The following is an 18321-nucleotide window of genomic DNA, read 5'->3' on the forward strand; positions in this document are numbered from 1 at the left end:
AGCCTCTTCAGGCTCTTGTGATAGCGGCCAGCGTTGCGCACGGTTGGCCGCTTTCAGCGCGTTACGCTTCTTGCTCGCCCCATTCTTTCAACGCAGCGATATCTTTTGGCGTGGTGCGACAGCAACCGCCGATCAGCTTCGCCCCGGCCGACAGCCAGTCCGGCAAATAGCCCGCCAGAGTTTCGCTCGCGTTACCGTGGCTGCACCAGGTTTTGGTCACTGCATCGTAGTGCTCGCCGGAGTTCGGGTAGACCACCAACGGCAGGGACGTCAGGCTTTGCAGGTGTTTCAGCGCCGGGGTCGTCTCTTTTAGCGCAATACAGTTGATGCCCAGCGCCACAATCTGCGGATACGCCGCCAGTGCGCTCACCACCTCGCGCAGTGGCGTCCCGTCGCTTAAATGCTCGCTGTCGCGCAGGGTAAACGAGAACCAGGCGCGGGCACGCGGGTATTCGCTCAGTAAATCCGCCAGCGCTTTGCTTTCGGCAAAGGACGGGAACGTTTCACATGCCAGCAGATCGGCTCCTGCATCCAGCAGCGCCTGCACACGCGGGCGATGAAAGGCAGTAAACTCCTCGTGGCTGCGCACGTAGTCACCCCGGTATTCCGAACCGTCCGCCAGCCAGGCCCCATACGGCCCGACAGAGCCAGCCACCAGCAACGTGCCGGCGTTGGTGGTTTCGGCAAGAAACGCTTCACGCGCCTTACGCGCCAGTTCCACACTCTTACCAATCAGCGCCAGCGATTGCGCCTCGTCCAGACCACGGGCCGCAAACCCGGCGGGTGTGGCCTGGTAGCTGGCGGTGATCGCTACCTGCGCCCCGGCACGAAAATAGTCGAGATGCACTTCGCGGATGAGCGCCGGGTTTTCCATCAGGACTTTGGCGGACCACAGGCTATCGGCGAGGTTGCATCCGCGCGCTTCCAGCTCCGTTGCCATGGCACCATCCAGCACGATAAACGGCTGTGTTTCGAGCAACGGGCTCAGCGGATTATTCTGCGACATGTTCAGGCTCCTGTGTTTTCAGGCTTTTGGTAAGGAAATACGCACCATAACACAGGGCGACAAACGGTATCCCGCAATAGAGGGCAATTCTCTGGCTGGGATCAAACGCCAGCCCGATGCAGGCCACCAGGCACAGCACAAAACCGAGCACCGGCACCAGCGGATACCAGGGCGCGCGGTAGTGTAAATCACTCAGCGGCTTGCCGGCCTGAAGATGGCGACGGCGGAACACAAAATGCGCAGCACAGATGCTGATCCACACCGCCACCACGGCAAAACCGGAAATTGCCGACAGCGCCACGAACACCGTGTCGGGCGCGATAACGCTGGAAAAGAGCGCCAGCACACCGCCAAGCATCGACACTGAGAGCGCCGTCAGCGGTACGCCGTTTTTGGTCACGCGGGCGAAGCAGCGCGGCAGGGTGTTTTCATTTGACAGCGACCACAGCATACGGCCAGAGGCATACAACCCGGAGTTCGCCGCCGAGAGGATCGCCGTCAAAATGACAAAGTTAAAGATATCTGCCGCATACGGGATGCCCACTTTTTCGAACACCAGCACGAACGGGCTTTTCTCCACCCCGGCCTGCTGCATCGGGATCAGCGCTGCCAGCACGCACACGGTACCAATAAAGAAAATCACCAGCCGCGCAATGGTGCTGCGGATGGCAATCGGGATCGCTTTGTGCGGGTTTTCTGTTTCGCCAGCGGCAATGCCAATCAGTTCTGTGCCAGAGAACGCAAAGTTAACGGCGACCATCGTCATCAGGATCGGCAGTGCGCCATGCGGCAGCCAGCCTTCTGCCGTCATGTTCGACAGCCCCGGCGCGGGCGAGCCATCCTGCATGGGGATAAGGCCAAAGACCGCTGCGCCGCCCAGCACAATAAAGACCACAATGGTGACCACTTTTACCAGCGAGAACCAGAACTCACCTTCGGCAAAAAAGCGGGTAGAGATAACATTCAGACCAAAGATGACCACGCAGAACACCACGCACCATATCCATACCGGCACCTGTGGGAACCAGTACTGCATGCAGAACCCGGCGGCGGTAAAACTGGAACCGAGCGCTACTGTCCAGGTCAGCCAGTACAGCCACGCCACGGTATAGCCGGTCGCCGGGCCAAGATAACGGCTGGCGTAAACGTGAAACGCGCCGGTTTCTGGCATGGCGACAGACAATTCGCCCAGGCACTGCATCACCAGCCAGACCACCAGCGCCCCAATCAGGTACGCCAGCAGCGTGCCAGCCGCCCCGGTGGTTGAAATGATATAACCGGTGTTGAAAAACAGCCCTGTACCGATCACCCCGCCAAGCGACAGCATGATCAGGTGGCGGGTTTTCATGGTTCGCTTAAGCTGTAATTTTTCTGGTTCCTGTTGTGGCTGCATATCACCCTTCTAAACGTGTAGACATCTAAACATCCATAGATATTTGTTATATCGTGATTGTTAGCAAAAAGCCAGATGAATGGTGTTGACGGTGAGGGGTGTGGGCAAAAGGGGATAAAAAGTGCCGGTCTTTAGAAGGTAGAGGTGTATTGCAGGAAGACCGGTTTTTGATTTTTAGACGTTATTCACTTCCAGAGGAAGTGGGAGCAATCAAAGCAATTATTGCCTTGCGTCTTTCGGCATCAACCCTGGCCCAGTGGCTGATTAGTGAGGCCAGGTCATCATCTTCGGCATAAAAATAGGCTAAAGGCACTTCCAACACGCGGGCGAGTTGCTGGACTATTTCAGTGTTTGCCTGATGAATCCCCTTTTCATATCGGTTGATCCGCGGACTGGCAACAAACTCATCAATCCCCGCCAGAATGCCGAGCTGCTTTTGCGACAACCCTTTAGCAAGGCGCGCTGCCTTTAGCCGCCTGCTGAACACTTCGTTATAAGCACTGGAATTTTTCATGGCTACGATAATCGTAGTTATCCAGCGTCATCGATACTACGAAATACGTAGATCAGTAAGCGATCCCCTTATTTGCATTGCGATTACATCAAATTGAGATCTTCTTTCAAAACTACGTAAAACGTAGTTTTTCCACTACTTAATCAAGCTACGAATAACGTAGTATTAACTGTAAGTGATTAACCTAAACAGAAGGCCGAACAAAATGGATACGAACTGGCATAAAGCAGACGTCGTCGCGGCGCTGCATAAGAAAGGAACATCTTTAGCCGCACTTTCACGCGCGATGGGTTTAAGCTCTTCAACATTGGCTAATGCATTGGAAAGACCGTGGCCAAAAGGAGAGGCCATAATCGCAGAAGCTATCGGGGTTACACCGGAAGTGATCTGGCCGGAAAGATATTATAAAGACGGGGTACTGGTAGATAGAAGCCTGCTAATGCGGAAGCGAACCGGAAGAAGACAATCCTGAACTTTTTGATGCAGAAAATACAGATCACCATCAATCATCGCCATCCGTGCCTGCTGAAAACGGGCTTTACGCATGGCGATCTCCTTCGTTGGCAGATTGAGTATGCCGGAATATCTCTAAATATGAATGGCACGATTATGCGGGATACTTACACCATGACGCCGGAGCTCAAAGCCGGACACAGCAGACACATTGCCGGTCGAGAGCTGGCGGAGGAGTTCACCGGCCTGATTGCTGAACTGGAAACGGACAAATCCCGCGCCATGCTGGAAGCGTGCACGACGGGTGAAACGTATGTCACTGAACATGCACGGGCGTTTGGCGTCTGCGCACAGGCAGAGTGGGCAGACGCCATGCGGGACATCAGCCCGGCCCTGGTGCGGGCGTTCTGTCTGCGCCTGCGTGCGCTGGAGCTGAACGGTGCGACGCGCCCGGCGGATATTCTGGCTGAGGAGCTGCATATGCATGTTGCGGTGCAGGCACAATTTTATAACTTTGATATGGACAATGAGCCGGTCTTCTCACAGCTCGGTATGCACCGCCCGCCGCTGACCGGCGTGGATATGGCGCTGTATAAAAGTCCGCTGAAGCGTACGCAGCTTGCAACGCAACTGGCCGAAAAGAGAAAGCAGGCGGAGGGCTGAGCCATGTTTCACTGCCCGTTCTGCAAACAGCCTGCGCATGCTCGAACCAGCCGCTATCTGACGGAAAATCTCAAGCAGCGCTATCACCAGTGCACCAGTATTGAATGCTCGGCCACGTTCCGTACCACGGAGACACTCGACGGTGTGATACGCAAACCGGCCATGCCGGAAAATCAGGTCTTGCAGGCAGGTATTCAGCCACAATAATTCCCCGAAAATATCCTGATTTATGTGCGCCGGTACTGGCTACCGGCTGCGCCCTCAGTCCCCCAAAAAAAGCAAAAAATCCCGTTATTTTTTCCGAAAAATACCCTGCATGCATCAGGTGCATTTAACTGCATTTATTTCTCTGCCAGCCGGAACCCTGCCCGCGCCAGTCCCGGCGCGGTCTGAGCCCGGTCATGCATCTGCATTTAAACCGCCCCGCAAAGCGGGCAGGCGTGGCGGGGAGAGCATTGCGCGCCAAGTGCCAAACATTGTTTTTTTCTGACAAATTTTACTGGCATGTATCAACCCTCATATTTAATATGGCTACATAATGCACACTTTGTACTTAGCAGGTGCAACTGAGGCCAAGGACATGCTACAGCGAAAAGAAAACATTGAGAAAATAAGCACTAAATTAGCAATTTTGGCGTATAAAATTGAGTTAAATACCTCCCTAAATCTAACAGACTTAAATATACATGCTGAGTATTTTTTTTGTGAACTTCTAAATATCATATATGATGTATCACTTATAAATTTAAATACTATTGATGCCAATGCTAAATCGATAGACCTTATCGATGTAAAAAATAGACTTGCCATCCAAGTCACATCCACTTCTGATTTTTCTAAAATCAAAAAAACAGTGGATGGATTTATAGAGACAGACAATATAAAAAACATCGACAGATTAATGGTTTTAATCTTAACTAAAAAGAAAAGATATCAAACCCAAACTTACGGAGATAAATTTGTAATATCCATTTCAAAAGATGTTTTAGATTATACTGACTTGATTAAAGTCATAATGAGTTTGTCTCCTTCTAAAATACAACAGATTTGTGACTACTTATCATCTCAAATTTTTGACACACCCTCACAAAAAGCGCCAAAAGAAGTCACAACAATTCTGGAAATGATTAAAATTCTGAGTGCTGACGACCATCCTCTAAACGGAAATGGTTTTGTAGAAGAACCAGATCCTCATGGTAAAATAAATAAAAGATTTTCAGAGTATGCGGAATACCTCATGGATATTTATATGTCTTTGATTAGCACATATGCAGGTATTTTAAACGAAATCAGTAATTCAAATGACTCTGGAACAATAAACACCAACAAGCTTTCGGCATATCTAAAGCGCGCTAGCAACTCGGCATTAGATGAATGTAATGGTGATCCTGTAAGAGCTTTAGACAAAATGATAGAGTATTACGCCTCTCGCCTAAGTTCTAATGGGATTGACTATGACGACGCTGCAATACAATATTATTTAATAGACAATATGATTAGGTGTAATGTTTTCCCAAATAAGGTTAAAACTCCATGCTAAAACTTTTCTCAAAAGACGAGCGCATAGAGAAATCAGCCCCGATAGTAGGCTCATACATATTAAAGTTGCTTGAAGGTAAAGATTGCATAAGCATCTTTGAGCTAGCAAGAAACTTAAGGAAAAATAGATTAATCGGAGTGCGTTCTATATACTACGGAATGATTTTTTTATACGCGCTAGATTTCATTGATTTTAACGAACCTTATGTGGTTTTAAAAAATGATAAGAATAAATAAACTTTACAGTGAACCTTCTTCTTTTGAGCCCATCGTGTTCAAGAAAGGTATCAATCTAATATTAGGTGAAAAGGACGACTCATCAAATAAAACCAATGGCGTCGGAAAATCCCTTCTTATAGAGTTTATTAACTTTGGTCTAATGAAGGATTATAAACGTAGTCGTCTGTCAAAAATCCCAAGCAAGGATTTCCCAACAGAAATACGCGTATGTTTAGATTTTTTTATTAATGAAAACCATATTATAACAAAAAGAAGTATTGCAGCAGAAAACACTCCTACATTATTTATTAATGGGGTTAGGAAGGATTTTACATCTACTGAAGATGTAAATCACTTTCTAACCATATTAATGTTTGAAGATATGAATTCAAAATCCCATCCGACCTTTCGAAATATTCTTGGTCCATTAATTCGAGATGAACGCTCGGAGTTCAAATCTATCATTGACTGTTATGATACTAAAGAACGCATTCCTCCAGATTACACCCCACATCTTTTCCTTTTTGGGATAAATATTGAGCTTTATAAAAAAATCAAAGAAATAAACAAATCAATTTCAGAACTGAACATTGCCAAAAGAAAACTCAAGGCTGATATAGAAACTATATCCGGCAAGAAAATATCAAACGCAAGATCAGAGGTTAATGATCTAGATTATCAAGTTAAAATTATCAAGCAAGAGATGGATTTGCTAGAGGGGGATAAAACTTTTGATTTCATTCGCGATGAAATCGCTAGCTATGAAGATAGTCTGGATAGTTTGAGAAATAAAAAAGCCATATTAAAATCAGAGTTAAATAAAATACAGGCTCTGATTGGTGATAATTACATAGATGAAAATGAAGTCATTGAATTATATAACAAACTTAAAGCCGGATTGGGCGATAACATAGGTAAAGAGCTTAGCGATGTTTTAGGATTCAAAAAGAAAATTGACAATTTCCAAAGGGTACTCATTGACTCACGAAAAGATTCGATTCTATTCGATATAGAAAAAATAGAAACATCCATAAATGATATATCTTTAAAGCTAAACTCAAAAACAGCCATCATAAAACAAAATGGCCATTTGCGAAATATTAAGTCGCTATTCCTAGCTTATGAGAAAAAACTTGAAGAACTCTCGCAATTATCTTCATTCATAAAAAAATTCGATGACTACGAGTTTAAAACGAAAGCTAAAAAGGCTGAAAAAGCAGCCAAGATAGTTGACTTAGAAATAGACATAACAAACCAAAGCGCGACTATTTCAGAATTCAAAGACACGCTATTCTCTATACATGATTATGTTATGGAAAATAGGAAGTGCTCATTTAGTATATCTGCAAATGATAAAAACAACGTCGTTGATTTTGACTTAAGAATCTTTGATGATGGCAGTCACAGCAATGAAAGAGAGAAAGTATTCATATACGACATGTCATTATTACTCACACATGACACATTTATTAAACATCCGAAACTGCTTATTCATGATAACATTTTTGATGTCGACACAGATACATTAATAAAGAGCTTGAACTATATATCATCCAAATCAAGCTGTTTAGAAGATACTCAGTACATTTTGACATTAAATATAGACAAGCTAAAAGAAATTGAAAACGATGAACTAAAATTAGATATTGAAGAATATAGGCGCGTGACCCTTACGAAATCGCATAGATTTTTAGGTCGACAGTATCAAGAAAAGTAGTCGTATAGATTTGGAAGGGGGGACTCCCCCCCTAAATTAATATAAATATTATCACTCTTTATTTTTCGCAAAATCATAAGGAGTAACATACTCTCTTTTATTTATATCAAGATAATTAGCCCACCATTGAACCATTAGTCTTCGCTCATCTAAATGTTCGGAAGTATGGATATATGCAGCCCTAACATTATTACGTTCTGAATGGCTCAATTGGCGCTCTATCGCATCATCACTCCATAACCCTGACTCGCCCATAGCACCACGCGCCATCGTTCTAAACCCGTGCCCGCAAACCTCGGTTTTCGTGTCATAGCCCATAGCACGCAATGCGCTATTGACCGTGTTTTCACTCATAACTTTGGCTGCGTCGTGATCCCCAGGGAACAGCAGCTCTTTATCGCCACTAATTTGCTTGAGCTGCTGTAACAAAGCCATCGCCTGCCGGCTGAGAGGAACAATATGTTCCTCTTTCATTTTCATGCCACGATACGAGTAACGCACACCTTTAATTTCTTCTCGTTTTGCTGGTATACGCCAAAGAGATTTATCGAAGTCGAATTCATCCCAACGCGCGAAACGTAACTCACTGGAGCGCACAAAAGTCAGTAAGGAAAGCTCAACCGCGATACGTGTCATTACCCGGCCACGATATGCAGCAAGACGAGTAAGAAACTCAGGAAACTGGCTGGAGGGTAAAGCGGGGTAATGTCGCGCTTTGGTTGTCGATAAAGCTCCTGCCATATCACTGGCCGGGTTTGAGTCGATGTAATCATTCTGTACGGCATAACGCATAATGGCCGTGACACGTTGTTGTAGGCGCTGGGCGACATCATGCTTACCACTGGCATCAACTTTCTTGATCGGAGCCAAGAGATGACTGGTTTTGAGCTGACGAATGTCAGACGAGCCAATATAAGGGAAGATATACAACTCAAGGTAACGAAGAACGCGTAATCGATGATCTTCACTCCAGCGCTTATTGCTGGCATGCCACTCGAGGGCAATAGTTTCAAAAGTATATGCTCCTGAGTTTTCGGCCTGAGCTTCCTTCTGTTCAGCTTTTGGGTCGATGCCCTGCACTAACAACTTTTTAGCTTCGTCGCGCTTTGCTCTAGCCTGAGCAAGCGTAACAGTAGGCCAAACACCAAAAGCAAGACGATCCTCTTTTTTGTCAGTGGGGCGTCTATATTTCATGCGCCAGTATTTAGAACCCTTGGCCGAAACTTCAAGATACAAACCGCCGCCATCGGCCATTTTATAGGTTTTGTCTTTTGGCTTTGCGGTCTCGACCTGCCTTGCATTGAGCTTCATTTGGGGGCACATTTTTAATCGAAGTAAAGATGCCCCCAATTATGCCCCCAATGATATCCGGATTTCAACGGACAACCTCGGACGGCTCAGGACGTAAAAAAACGCTATGCTCATTGATTTTTAAGGGAAAATTGGAATTTCTCGGATGGTCTTGGAAGTACTAATGGTGCCGAAGGCCGGACTCGAACCGGCACGTATTTCTACGGTTGATTTTGAATCAACTGCGTCTACCGATTTCGCCACTTCGGCACTGAAGGGGATGCGGAAACGTGTTGGATTATACCTGCCGTGGGCCGCTATGCAAGTCACGATCATGGTATCCGCTGCTAAGTGCTGAAAAAATCAGCGCCTGGTCAAACTGTAACTCCCTGCCCTCGCTGCTTGCGGGGTAACCTTCAATTATATTTTACGGGTAAAATAACGCTTCACATTGGCACGGGATTATTTTATAAAAGCCAGCCTGCTAATAATCTTGCAAAATAGCGCAGTCGTCTTTTTTAATATATGATATTTTATTAAAAACATAATCCACTTTCAATTTCACTAAACTGGCATATCGGTTAAAAGACCTATGCCAATTAGCCTGTTTCTTTTTTTACTTTTCATTGTTTACTCTGATGATTAATAGACTCAATGAAGAACGCTATTACGTGGAGACGACGCATGCATGTACTCATGATTGACAAGCAGTCGATATTTATTGAAGGAATGGCATCAGTACTGTCGCAATATATTCCGGAGGTGAAAGTTCGTGGATTGAATAATCAAAATGAAATTGACGATACCCTTAACGAATTTCCGGCGTCGTTAATTCTTTTGGACGGAGATGGAAATAAAACTGCGAGTCTCGAATTGCTTGATGCGCTGGCATTGCACCACCCGGCAATCCCGGTGGTGATGCTAATGAATAAATGCCAGCCCACATTACTGCGCCTGTTTCTTAACCATCATGCGATTGCTTTTGTTCGCCGCGACTCGCCGCCAGAAACCATTGCCCAGACGCTGCGCACAGCGTCGCTGGGGATGTTTTGCCTGCCGCAGGAGAGCATTACCCTGCTGGATAATGGCCAGAGCGCGCTGGCCCGGCTGAGCGAGCGCCAGCGCGAGATCCTCAAGCTGCTGGCGGCGGGTGAGTCGAATAAACAAATTAGTCGTCGTTTAAATATCAGCGCCGGAACGGTAAAAGCGCACCTGGAATCCATATTTCGCCGTTTGAATGTGAATAATCGCACTCAGGCGGCAATGATGTACTCAGACGATTAATACTGACCTGTTTTATTTTCTGCTGATGCCTTTTTTCTGAGCAAAAAGGAGCATTATGCGTGGGCATAATGCTCCTGTTGTTTATCTTATTGTTGGGGGTAACTGGTTTGTACGTGCCACAATTGATTCTTTTTAACCAGCTTGATATAAGCTTTCCCGTTATTCTTTATTACAAAGGCACCGCCTGCATCATAGCCTCTGCCTACTTCTACAGGTGTAGGTGTAGCTTTATCATCGAGAGGTAATGATTGATATTCAATAGAACTTTTACTTTCTTCTTGGGCAGCGCAAAAAGTACGGATAGTTTGGCCAATATACTTCCACATAACGTCAGCGTTTTCCCAGGTGGTTGCTGTGCCCGCTTTGGTGCAACCATCTTTAGGACCATTGGTACGATCTACAAGCCATTGATCTGATTTTGCAATATGGCAGGTATCCATATGACCACCAGCCTTATCCTGCGCTTTTGCCCATTCTGCCGCTGACAGTTTGTCATCCGGGAATACGCAAGCAGGCCCCTTATTCTCTGCAAGTACGCCAGCCGAGAATAAAAACAGTGATGCTGCAACAGCAGAAATAATGCCGTGCGTTTTTACCTTACGTGATAAAACATATTTAACAGACATAATCATCTCCTGCGAGTGGAATAAAAGATATGCGAATTCGCAGGTTCAAATTAACGCCATTACAGCATGTGGAATATTTGGCAACTGGCCGGGAATGGAGTGATAAATGGCCTGGGCCATTTCACGGGGTAACCGGTTCGGCAGTTACCCCGTGTTGATTATTGTGCGGGGGTTCTTTTACGCGGCGTTCGCGGCGTGGTGGCTTTTTTGGTCGCGGGCGCTTTTTTACGCGCCGGGGCTTTTTTCGGTTTTTCATCTTTATGCATGGTGTGCCAGAAATAATAAATTGAAATCATCCCAATGCCGACATCTTTTAAGATCCAGAACGGTAATTCCTGTGCCATTAAAATAACGTTAAATAACAGAAAGGGTAAATTAAGGCAGCCCTGCACAGTAAAACCAAAGGCCGTAATTAATAAACCGATGCGATACCATAACGGAATCGTCAGCATTTTATTGCTCAACGCGCTAACAAAAATAATTACCGCGATCGCCACATCCAACAGTGTTACGACCCAGAATAAAAGCTTTAACGTCATGATGATTCCCCCGGTTTAGGCCGTCTGGGCGCGCGGCGGCGCGGCGCAGCTTTTGCGCCACGGGCGGCGCGTTTTAACTCTCCTGCCACCTGCAAAATATCGTGCCCTTCCCGGCGGTTAAAGAAGTTGGCCAGCCAGGCAATCATTCCTACGCTTATCGCCCCGACAAAATAGCCGATGCCCATAGCAATATCGCTGTCTTTAAAGTTCATGCCCAGCCAGCGCGCGATAAACCCGCCGAGCGTAAACGTGGTGCTGACGCTAATCGCGCCAATGATCACCCCGGCAGCAAGCCGGCCATGCTGATGCAGTTTTTTTGGCTGCCAGAAAAAAGAGACGCTCAGCCCGCCAAACAATCCGGCGAGCGCGGCCAGTCCCTGGCTTAATAACTGAATACCGTCAACGGCCATCGCGTTATCCTCCTGAACAGGCGGCCTCAACAAATAGGATGAGGCCGCTAACGTGCCTACTGGCAAGGGGGAAGCGTGACGGTAGTGGCGTCATTATCTGTAGTGAGATAACGCGTCGCGCTTTCCGGGCTGTAGATCAGATGCTTGTTACTGCGCAGACCGCGTACGCTATCCACATCTGCGCTGTACCATTTACCTTTGCCCGGTAGCGGTTTACCGGTCCAGAGATCGCCGCCCAGTTGCTTTTTATTCAGCGCCCAGACACTCCATAGCGAATCTTCCGCTTTGCCGCTCCAGCCCAGTTTTAGCGCCTGCTCGCGGGTGACGTAATCAGCGGGCAACACGTCATCGCGGTTCAGGGTTTTGAGCAGAGCCGTCAGCTTTTTCTCATCCTGAACAGTCTTCTTATTCTGCTGCGCCAGTAGCTGGTTGGCCGCCTGCACCACCGCGCTGCACTGCGGCAAGTCGGCACGGGCAGGCAGCACAAACAGCGAGGCCAGCAGTCCGGCCCCCACCATCATCGGGAAATAACGTTTCATCAATAATTCTCCTTGCGCTATCAGTTTAACGGAGCCAGAAACAGCGCACGTTCGGCCTCACGGCGGCGCGTCAGCCCCGCCAGGACGTTACCGCCGGCTTTATTCCAGCGCGGCAGTTGATCGGCCGCCGCCTGGTACTGCCCCTGGTTAAGCAAGCGTAGCAGGGTCGAACTCTGCAAATTGCCCAGCCCAACGTTAAACGCGAAGGCCACCAGTGCATCAAACTGGTTCTGATTAAGATCCACGGTCACCTGCTTGCGGATTCCGCGTTCGGTCATTCCTAAATCGGCGCGCAGCAGATCTTCGGCTTGCTCTTTGGTCAGCGCCTGCGGAAAGCTCTCGTTGGGCAGGATCAAGTGGCCGTAGCCAATGGTCCATTTGCCGACCGCGTCGCGGTACTTCTCAAGACTCAAACCTTCAAAGGATTTAATTAATGTCAGTCCGGCCACGCCGGTGTTCAGCGGTTGATTAGCCATTGTCATTACTCCTGTTGGTGGGTTGGGGAAGAACCTGCCTGGTGTACTCTTCAATGAGCCGCATTACGCTCTCTGGCGGCTCCAGCACGGTGAACTGCATTTCAATATCCACATGCCCGCTATCACGCCCGCTACCTTCACGGCCTGGCGGCGACATGCTGACGTGAAAGCGACTGACTGCGTCATCAGGGGCGCCTGAGAGGGTGCTCTGTTGCTCAACCGCATCGGTGCGTACGGTGAGGAAGACTTTCATCTTCTCGAGCATCAGCCCACGCGGCGTAGACAGCGCCACCAGCGGCAATTTGAAGTGGTGCTCATCGTCTAACGCCATCTCAACGACTTTCGGTACCAGTCGCCCGTCGTCGCTGTGTTCAAAAAAGGGATCCAGCGCCTGCATATACTGGTGGGCGATCAGCTGGTTCGCCGCCGATGCCGCGTGCTGCATACCGCGCGTGATATCCGCCAGCGTGACCGGAACCCCGCCAGGCGTGGAGGGTGGCGTACCGTCACCCGAGGGCGGTGGAGGCGGCGGCGGATCCTGTGGCGGGTCGGCAGGCGGCAGGCCAACGTTCTCTTCCGCGGGCGGATCGGCCGGCGGCAACCCGGCGCTCTCTTCCGGTGATGGGGGTGGCGGTGGTGTAGTTGAACCCGCCTTCGGTTCCGCGCCACGGTTGCCGCGAAGCCAGTCTTTCATTGACATAGTGCGCTCCGTGAGAAATGAGGCTGCCAGGCAGCCTCAGGGTGAACATCAGGGGTGTGCCGCCGGAGCGGGTTCCGCTGCCGTTGGCGTTGCGGGGTAGGCATCAAGCTGTTTGGACTCCAGCTTTTGAGCCTCAGACGGCAGAACAGCCGGGCGTGTTGCGGCATCCGTCAGGAAATCAATCACACGCATCAGGGCTTCCGGCGGTGGCTGACGTTTAACCTGGGTATGGATGCTGTACTTCGCACGGGTATCGCTGGAGCGGGTTTGCTGCGCTTTATGCGACACACGGCCGGAGATTTTCACGCTGAACGGCCCCCAGCCAACAGATGCTTCCAGTGAGGCTTCGGCACTGGTTTCGCTGTTGCTGGATTCGCTTTGAGACACTTCCAGTTCGAAGTCGATGGTGCCTTCTTCGATACTGATGTTCGGGTGAGAGATGGCGGCCAACAGCGGGATGCGCATGGTTTTTTTCACCACGCCCTGAATCACGCCCTTGTCGTCAACCACGGTTTCGTCGTAGTCAAACTGTACTGACTCCGCCTTACCGTCCTTGATACACACCGAGAGCAGGAAGTCGGCATACGCTTTACTTGCCTGCACCTGCGCTTTGATCATTGCCTGCAGAGGACCGCCAATCATGTGCTCCAGCGGCAGTGCATTAATGACCGATCCAATAAATTGTGAATCCATAATGCATACTCCTGTGGGTTATACGAAAACATCGCGTTGCGAATTCGCAAACCCACAGTAACGGGGGCAAGAGCGTGAAAATATTGGCTGGATGACGGTAAAAGACGGGGAAAATGGCCCAGGGCAGACAGCCCAGGGAAAACGCAGAACACGCGGCCTGGCGATCATCGCAGACAGGCCGCTATCCAACGCATCATACCTCTTTTAAAAACAGCGCTCGTTCCGCTTCGCGCCGCCGGGTCAGCCCGGCCAGCACTTTGCCGCCCGCTTTGTTCCAGCGAGGGAACTGGTCGGCAGCCTGTGAATACTCGCCAGCATTAAGCAGTCTGAGCAGTGTAGAAGTCTGCAAATTACCGGCCCCGAGGTTAAAGGTAAACGACACCAGTGCATCGAACTGGTTCTGATTGAGATCCACCGTTACCAGCCGGTGAAGACTGCGTTCGGCACTTCCCAGATCGGCACGCAATAGCGCGTCGGCTTCGGCCTGAGTAAGCGGCCCGGTGAAGCTCTCATTCGGCAGGATCAGGTGGCCGTAACCGATGGTCCACTTGCCGACGGCATCTTTGTATTTCTCTAATCTAAGCCCTTCAAAAGACTTAATTAATTGCACACCCGCATCGCCAGTGCTGTCCGGTTGATTGGCCATGATTTTGCTCCTGTTTTCAGTGGGGACATCCCCTCCATTTCAGGATGGTTCTGACACATCGTGTTGCAAAGTTGCGGGGCGGAATTAGCCTTGTGGAGATTCCGAAAATCCAGCCGGGAGGAGCCCTGCAGCCGCTCGGTGTTAACGAAACGGGCGATCTACGCGCCAGTGGGCTGCCAGCCGACCGCCAGATGCCCTACACTTCATGCGTTCCCCTCTCAATCAAAGGAATCCGTGATGAGCATCATTAAAAGTTACGCCGCGCCGCAGGCCGGTGCGGCACTGGAGTTGCAGGAGTTCGACGCAGGCCCGCTGTCGGCGGAAGATGTGGAAGTGCAGGTGGATTATTGCGGAATTTGCCACTCCGACTTGTCGATGATCGACAACGAGTGGGGCTTTTCGCAGTACCCGCTGGTCGCCGGGCATGAAGTGATTGGCCGCGTGGTCGAGCTGGGCAGTGCTGCGCAGAACAAAGGCCTGAAAGTCGGCCAGCGCGTGGGCATTGGCTGGACGGCACGCAGCTGCGGGCACTGCGATGCCTGTATCGATGGCAACCAGATCAACTGCCAGAACGGCGCCGTGCCGACGATCCTTAATCGCGGCGGTTTTGCCGATAAAATCCGCGCCGACTGGCAGTGGGTGATCCCGTTGCCGGACAGCATTGATATTGAAACCGCCGGCCCGTTACTGTGCGGCGGGATTACGGTGTTCAAGCCGCTGCTGATGCACAACATTACCGCCACCAGCCGCGTCGGCGTGATTGGCATTGGCGGCCTCGGGCATATCGCCATTAAGCTGCTGCACGCCATGGGTTGCGAAGTGACGGCGTTCAGCTCCAACCCGGCAAAAGAAGCGGAAGTGCGCATTATGGGGGCGGATTACGTCGTTAACAGCCGCGATCCAGAAGCGCTGAAAGCGCTGGCAGGCCAGTATGATTTGATCATCAATACCGTTAACGTCGATCTGAACTGGCAGCCCTATTTTGAAGCGCTGACGCACGGCGGACACTTCCACACCGTGGGTGCGGTGATGAAGCCACTGGAAGTACCAGCATTTACCCTGATCGCGGGCGATCGCAGCATCTCGGGTTCGGCGACCGGTACGCCATTTGAGCTACGTAAGCTGATGAAGTTTGCCGGGCGCGCCAAAGTGGCACCAACCACTGAAATGTTCCCGATGTCGCAAATCAATGACGCGATCCAGCATGTGCGTGACGGAAAAGCCCGTTATCGCGTGGTGTTGAAAGCCGATTTTTAACCCGCAGGCTTAGTGGCTTGCTGCCCAGGCAGGCCGTATATGCAACGCGCCCCCAGGTACATGCCGTGCCAGGGGGCGCTATCAGATAACGATTATCGGGCCTGTTCTGCGATGGCGGCAAACACCCCGGCAATGGCCACCGCCCCCGGATCGCTCACGCCATTAAGGTTTTCGCTGTTGACATAGGATGAGCGCCCCGCCCCCGCTTTTTGCATGGTCGCGGTGCTGGCAGCTCCGGTTTTTGCCGCTGCCACGGCCGCATCCAGCCCGCTGTCGCGCAGCGCTTCTAATGCCGGTTGCAGCGCATCGATCAGGGTGCGATCGCCCAGATCCGCCCCGCCATAATGTTTCATCTGCTTCAGCCCAAGGAGCAATGCTTCAGGCAGAGCCGTTCCGCTTTGTACCGCCTGGCCTGCGGCGGTAAAGAAGATTGACATCAGCACGCCGCTGGAGCCGCCCATTACCGTTGCCAGACGCTCGCCCGTCAGTTGCAGCAACTGGGCGCTGTTATTAAGCGGTAGCGCATTGTTTCCCAGTAAACGCACGATTTCATGCGCGCCTTCGGCAAAAGTGGAGCCGGTATCGCCGTCGCCAACCTTCGCATCCAGCGCATTGAGGCGGTTTTCCAGGTCGATCAGCGTTTGTGCGGCACGGCTGACCAGCGCCCTCACCTTCGGGTTCTCTGAAGGTTCAATTTCCAGTCCATCGTATACGGCATTGTGCGACTGTGTTTTCATCGGCGCGAACGGCACCGGTTTCTGCCAGCCGACGGTCTGCACCTCGGCGCAAATGGCCTGCTCAAACTGTTCATTCAGCCGCAGTAATGACAACGAGAAACCTTTCATATCCAGTGAACTGACCAGCGGCGCGGGACCAATCAGATAGGCAATCTGGTCTTTTAACGCGGAGTGCGCCAGTTCTTTGGTCAGCAGCGCCATTTCCAGTGCTGATACCCCGCCCAGGTTGTTGATCAGTACCGCGACGCGATCGTTACCGACCGCCGCCTGTAACGGTTTAACCAGCGTCTCGATCAGCGCTTTGCTGTTGTGGGTATCAACCGTGCTGGCGCCCGGTTCGCCATGGATGCCTAACCCCAGTTCAACTTTGCCTTGCTGAATACGCCCTTCCTCGCTGTCACTGCCCGGCAGGTTGCAGGTTTCCATTGCCAGCCCGAGGCTGTAGACGTTGTCGCAGGCCTGTTGGGCAATGTCGCGTACTTCGCTGAGCGATTTACCGTGTTCAGCAGCATGACCGGCGATTTTGTGGACCAGTGCAGTACCCGCAATGCCGCGCGGCTGTTTGTTGTCTGGCAGGGCGATGTCATCAGCGACAATCACCATCTCCACCTTCAGGCCGTAGCGCTTGGCTTTTTCAGCCGCGAGGCCAAAGTTCAGCCGGTCGCCAGTGTAGTTTTTGACAATCAGCAGGCAACCGCGATCGCCGGTGACCGCGACAATGGCATTGAGAACGGCATCGACACTCGGCGAGGCAAAAACATCGCCACAGACGGCCGCTGTCAGCATGCCTTTACCCACAAACCCGGCATGGGCGGGTTCGTGGCCGGAGCCACCGCCGGAAATCACCGCCACGCGGCTTTTATCCCAGTCGGCACGGGCAACAATACGAATAGCAGGATCAATATCGAGTCGGACGAGGTTGCCGTGCGGAGCTGAAATTACCAAACCTTCAATGGCATCATTGACCAGTTGTTTGCGGTCATTGAAAAAGAATCTGGACATGGTCTTCCACTATGTTGTGAATGGTATGCAAAAGCATAGCCCCTGGCGCGCGCCACGACACAAAGAACAGAATTTACTGAGTTACGGTTACGGTGTTGTCCGGCCAAAGATGGTGCGATACCCGCGAAGCGCGCGCAGCTGTTCAAGGCGATGGCTTTGCCAGAATGCGCCCACCATTGCCAGCACCAGCAACCCGCCGTGCAGGTACATAGAAAGGCGCTCATCAAGCAGGACAAAACCGGCAATCGCGGGCGGTAAAAAGATAAAACAGGCAAATTCGAGCGTTTTTTCCGCAAGATCAAAGCGGGGTAATACCCGATCAGCCTGCTTTTCTTCCGGAGAGCCTGGCCGCACTGTCCCCACGACGCGTGCCAGCGCATCGGCACGGCGGGTGAAATACGCCACCAGGCCTAACGCCATCATGGTGATCAGAACTTCAACTACCAGCACGACGCTGTCGCCAATCAACGAAGCAAACCACTGCGCGCCAATTACCGCCAGGATCAGCACGGAACTGAGCATGGCGAAAAAGAAAATAGCGGAAAAACGCAGGATACTGCGGATCAACCATGACAACATGCCAATTCCTTGCTGAAAAGCGAAGAGAGGCCGCAGCCT

The 18321-nt window shown here is 50.6% G+C and carries 22 protein-coding genes and 1 tRNA gene; 8 read left to right on the forward strand and 15 right to left on the reverse strand.

Going from position 1 to position 18321, the window contains the following annotated elements:
* Positions 1–61: 61 nt before the first annotated feature.
* The 3 genes from mmuM to ACUY4S_RS20355 form a co-directional block, all read right to left on the reverse strand.
* Entirely contained in the window at positions 62–1006 is a 945-nt protein-coding gene (gene mmuM, locus ACUY4S_RS20345) for a homocysteine S-methyltransferase (RefSeq protein WP_458021721.1), read from the reverse strand.
* Entirely contained in the window at positions 993–2399 is a 1407-nt protein-coding gene (gene mmuP, locus ACUY4S_RS20350) for an S-methylmethionine permease (protein WP_312686917.1), read from the reverse strand. Before mmuP ends, mmuM begins: the two co-directional genes overlap by 14 nt.
* Before the next feature lie 181 nt (positions 2400–2580).
* Positions 2581–2913: a helix-turn-helix domain-containing protein gene (locus ACUY4S_RS20355; RefSeq protein ID WP_458021722.1), complete on the reverse strand. Its 333-nt coding sequence runs from the start codon at positions 2911–2913 to the stop codon at positions 2581–2583.
* Between the two features lie 205 nt (positions 2914–3118).
* Here ACUY4S_RS20355 and ACUY4S_RS20360 point away from each other — a divergent pair, with 205 nt between their 5' ends.
* The 6 genes from ACUY4S_RS20360 to ACUY4S_RS20385 all read left to right on the forward strand — a co-directional run bounded on the left by ACUY4S_RS20360 (position 3119) and on the right by ACUY4S_RS20385 (position 7504).
* Positions 3119–3385, forward strand: a complete 267-nt coding sequence (locus ACUY4S_RS20360; protein WP_458021723.1) for a helix-turn-helix domain-containing protein — start codon at positions 3119–3121, stop codon at positions 3383–3385.
* An 8-nt stretch (positions 3386–3393) separates the two neighbouring features.
* Positions 3394–4029 carry a capsid size-determining scaffold Sid gene (gene sid / locus ACUY4S_RS20365; RefSeq protein ID WP_458021724.1) on the forward strand — a complete coding sequence of 212 codons (636 nt, stop codon included), beginning with the start codon at positions 3394–3396 and terminating at the stop codon, positions 4027–4029.
* A 3-nt stretch (positions 4030–4032) separates the two neighbouring features.
* On the forward strand, positions 4033–4236 hold the full coding sequence (locus ACUY4S_RS20370) for an ogr/Delta-like zinc finger family protein (protein WP_458021725.1): 204 nt from the start codon (positions 4033–4035) through the stop codon (positions 4234–4236).
* 331 nt (positions 4237–4567) lie between these two features.
* Entirely contained in the window at positions 4568–5569 is a 1002-nt protein-coding gene (locus ACUY4S_RS20375; RefSeq protein WP_458021726.1) for an SMEK domain-containing protein, read from the forward strand.
* On the forward strand, positions 5563–5805 hold the full coding sequence (locus tag ACUY4S_RS20380) for an ABC-three component system middle component 6 (RefSeq protein WP_331275956.1): 243 nt from the start codon (positions 5563–5565) through the stop codon (positions 5803–5805). The genes ACUY4S_RS20375 and ACUY4S_RS20380 overlap by 7 nt, the downstream gene beginning before the upstream one ends.
* Positions 5789–7504, forward strand: coding sequence for a DUF2326 domain-containing protein (locus ACUY4S_RS20385; protein WP_458021727.1), 1716 nt, complete (start codon positions 5789–5791; stop codon positions 7502–7504). Before ACUY4S_RS20380 ends, ACUY4S_RS20385 begins: the two co-directional genes overlap by 17 nt.
* Before the next feature lie 51 nt (positions 7505–7555).
* Here ACUY4S_RS20385 and ACUY4S_RS20390 read toward each other — a convergent pair whose 3' ends face one another.
* Positions 7556–8815, reverse strand: coding sequence for a tyrosine-type recombinase/integrase (locus ACUY4S_RS20390; protein WP_458021728.1), 1260 nt, complete (start codon positions 8813–8815; stop codon positions 7556–7558).
* A gap of 164 nt (positions 8816–8979) precedes the next feature.
* Positions 8980–9064: transfer RNA gene (locus ACUY4S_RS20395), tRNA-Leu, on the reverse strand.
* A gap of 414 nt (positions 9065–9478) precedes the next feature.
* Here ACUY4S_RS20395 and ACUY4S_RS20400 point away from each other — a divergent pair.
* Entirely contained in the window at positions 9479–10078 is a 600-nt protein-coding gene (locus ACUY4S_RS20400; RefSeq protein ID WP_312691159.1) for a response regulator transcription factor, read from the forward strand.
* Positions 10079–10164: 86 nt separating this feature from the next.
* Here ACUY4S_RS20400 and ACUY4S_RS20405 read toward each other — a convergent pair whose 3' ends face one another.
* The 8 genes from ACUY4S_RS20405 to ACUY4S_RS20440 form a co-directional block, all read right to left on the reverse strand.
* Positions 10165–10704 carry an RNase A-like domain-containing protein gene (locus ACUY4S_RS20405; RefSeq protein WP_458021729.1) on the reverse strand — a complete coding sequence of 180 codons (540 nt, stop codon included), beginning with the start codon at positions 10702–10704 and terminating at the stop codon, positions 10165–10167.
* A 158-nt stretch (positions 10705–10862) separates the two neighbouring features.
* Entirely contained in the window at positions 10863–11243 is a 381-nt protein-coding gene (locus tag ACUY4S_RS20410) for a hypothetical protein (protein ID WP_312691157.1), read from the reverse strand.
* Entirely contained in the window at positions 11240–11653 is a 414-nt protein-coding gene (locus ACUY4S_RS20415; RefSeq protein ID WP_458021730.1) for a hypothetical protein, read from the reverse strand. The genes ACUY4S_RS20410 and ACUY4S_RS20415 overlap by 4 nt, the downstream gene beginning before the upstream one ends.
* Positions 11654–11709: 56 nt before the next feature.
* On the reverse strand, positions 11710–12192 hold the full coding sequence (locus ACUY4S_RS20420) for a ribonuclease (RefSeq protein WP_458021731.1): 483 nt from the start codon (positions 12190–12192) through the stop codon (positions 11710–11712).
* A 20-nt stretch (positions 12193–12212) separates the two neighbouring features.
* Complete coding sequence (locus tag ACUY4S_RS20425) at positions 12213–12668, reverse strand: lysozyme (RefSeq protein WP_312691154.1); 456 nt, start codon at positions 12666–12668, stop codon at positions 12213–12215.
* Positions 12661–13368, reverse strand: coding sequence for a DUF2589 domain-containing protein (locus tag ACUY4S_RS20430; protein WP_458021732.1), 708 nt, complete (start codon positions 13366–13368; stop codon positions 12661–12663). Before ACUY4S_RS20430 ends, ACUY4S_RS20425 begins: the two co-directional genes overlap by 8 nt.
* 48 nt (positions 13369–13416) lie before the next feature.
* Positions 13417–14061 carry a DUF2589 domain-containing protein gene (locus tag ACUY4S_RS20435; RefSeq protein ID WP_312691152.1) on the reverse strand — a complete coding sequence of 215 codons (645 nt, stop codon included), beginning with the start codon at positions 14059–14061 and terminating at the stop codon, positions 13417–13419.
* A 193-nt stretch (positions 14062–14254) separates the two neighbouring features.
* Positions 14255–14707, reverse strand: a complete 453-nt coding sequence (locus ACUY4S_RS20440; protein ID WP_458021733.1) for a lysozyme — start codon at positions 14705–14707, stop codon at positions 14255–14257.
* Positions 14708–14944: 237 nt separating this feature from the next.
* Between ACUY4S_RS20440 and ahr the strand changes: the two genes are divergently transcribed.
* On the forward strand, positions 14945–15964 hold the full coding sequence (gene ahr / locus ACUY4S_RS20445; RefSeq protein ID WP_312691150.1) for an NADPH-dependent aldehyde reductase Ahr: 1020 nt from the start codon (positions 14945–14947) through the stop codon (positions 15962–15964).
* A 92-nt stretch (positions 15965–16056) separates the two neighbouring features.
* On the opposite strand, the gene ACUY4S_RS20450 is transcribed toward ahr, so the two are convergent.
* Together ACUY4S_RS20450 and ACUY4S_RS20455 are read right to left on the reverse strand one after the other, a co-directional pair.
* A complete protein-coding gene (locus ACUY4S_RS20450; protein WP_458021734.1) occupies positions 16057–17703 on the reverse strand; it encodes a dihydroxyacetone kinase subunit DhaK in 1647 nt (548 codons plus the stop codon).
* Positions 17704–17790: 87 nt separating this feature from the next.
* Positions 17791–18282 (reverse strand): hypothetical protein, encoded by a 492-nt coding sequence (locus tag ACUY4S_RS20455; protein WP_458021735.1) that lies wholly within the window; start codon positions 18280–18282, stop codon positions 17791–17793.
* Positions 18283–18321: the final 39 nt, after the last annotated feature.

This window comes from Kosakonia beeri, assembly GCF_054165705.1.

Excerpts from the sequence above, each read along its gene's own strand:
- ACUY4S_RS20360 (WP_458021723.1), top strand. The coding sequence starts at position 3,119 with ATGGATACGAACTGGCATAAAGCAGACGTCGTCGCGGCGCTGCATAAG.
- ACUY4S_RS20425 (WP_312691154.1), bottom strand. The coding sequence starts at position 12,668 with ATGGCTAATCAACCGCTGAACACCGGCGTGGCCGGACTGACATTAATT.
- ACUY4S_RS20430 (WP_458021732.1), bottom strand. The coding sequence starts at position 13,368 with ATGTCAATGAAAGACTGGCTTCGCGGCAACCGTGGCGCGGAACCGAAG.
- ahr (WP_312691150.1), top strand. The coding sequence starts at position 14,945 with ATGAGCATCATTAAAAGTTACGCCGCGCCGCAGGCCGGTGCGGCACTG.
- ACUY4S_RS20375 (WP_458021726.1), top strand. The coding sequence starts at position 4,568 with ATGCACACTTTGTACTTAGCAGGTGCAACTGAGGCCAAGGACATGCTA.
- ACUY4S_RS20390 (WP_458021728.1), bottom strand. The coding sequence starts at position 8,815 with ATGAAGCTCAATGCAAGGCAGGTCGAGACCGCAAAGCCAAAAGACAAA.
- ACUY4S_RS20410 (WP_312691157.1), bottom strand. The coding sequence starts at position 11,243 with ATGACGTTAAAGCTTTTATTCTGGGTCGTAACACTGTTGGATGTGGCG.
- ACUY4S_RS20435 (WP_312691152.1), bottom strand. The coding sequence starts at position 14,061 with ATGGATTCACAATTTATTGGATCGGTCATTAATGCACTGCCGCTGGAG.
- mmuP (WP_312686917.1), bottom strand. The coding sequence starts at position 2,399 with ATGCAGCCACAACAGGAACCAGAAAAATTACAGCTTAAGCGAACCATG.
- ACUY4S_RS20355 (WP_458021722.1), bottom strand. The coding sequence starts at position 2,913 with ATGAAAAATTCCAGTGCTTATAACGAAGTGTTCAGCAGGCGGCTAAAG.
- ACUY4S_RS20455 (WP_458021735.1), bottom strand. The coding sequence starts at position 18,282 with ATGTTGTCATGGTTGATCCGCAGTATCCTGCGTTTTTCCGCTATTTTC.
- ACUY4S_RS20415 (WP_458021730.1), bottom strand. The coding sequence starts at position 11,653 with ATGGCCGTTGACGGTATTCAGTTATTAAGCCAGGGACTGGCCGCGCTC.
- ACUY4S_RS20380 (WP_331275956.1), top strand. The coding sequence starts at position 5,563 with ATGCTAAAACTTTTCTCAAAAGACGAGCGCATAGAGAAATCAGCCCCG.
- ACUY4S_RS20400 (WP_312691159.1), top strand. The coding sequence starts at position 9,479 with ATGCATGTACTCATGATTGACAAGCAGTCGATATTTATTGAAGGAATG.
- mmuM (WP_458021721.1), bottom strand. The coding sequence starts at position 1,006 with ATGTCGCAGAATAATCCGCTGAGCCCGTTGCTCGAAACACAGCCGTTT.
- ACUY4S_RS20420 (WP_458021731.1), bottom strand. The coding sequence starts at position 12,192 with ATGAAACGTTATTTCCCGATGATGGTGGGGGCCGGACTGCTGGCCTCG.
- ACUY4S_RS20450 (WP_458021734.1), bottom strand. The coding sequence starts at position 17,703 with ATGTCCAGATTCTTTTTCAATGACCGCAAACAACTGGTCAATGATGCC.
- sid (WP_458021724.1), top strand. The coding sequence starts at position 3,394 with ATGCAGAAAATACAGATCACCATCAATCATCGCCATCCGTGCCTGCTG.
- ACUY4S_RS20385 (WP_458021727.1), top strand. The coding sequence starts at position 5,789 with ATGATAAGAATAAATAAACTTTACAGTGAACCTTCTTCTTTTGAGCCC.
- ACUY4S_RS20440 (WP_458021733.1), bottom strand. The coding sequence starts at position 14,707 with ATGGCCAATCAACCGGACAGCACTGGCGATGCGGGTGTGCAATTAATT.
- ACUY4S_RS20405 (WP_458021729.1), bottom strand. The coding sequence starts at position 10,704 with ATGTCTGTTAAATATGTTTTATCACGTAAGGTAAAAACGCACGGCATT.
- ACUY4S_RS20370 (WP_458021725.1), top strand. The coding sequence starts at position 4,033 with ATGTTTCACTGCCCGTTCTGCAAACAGCCTGCGCATGCTCGAACCAGC.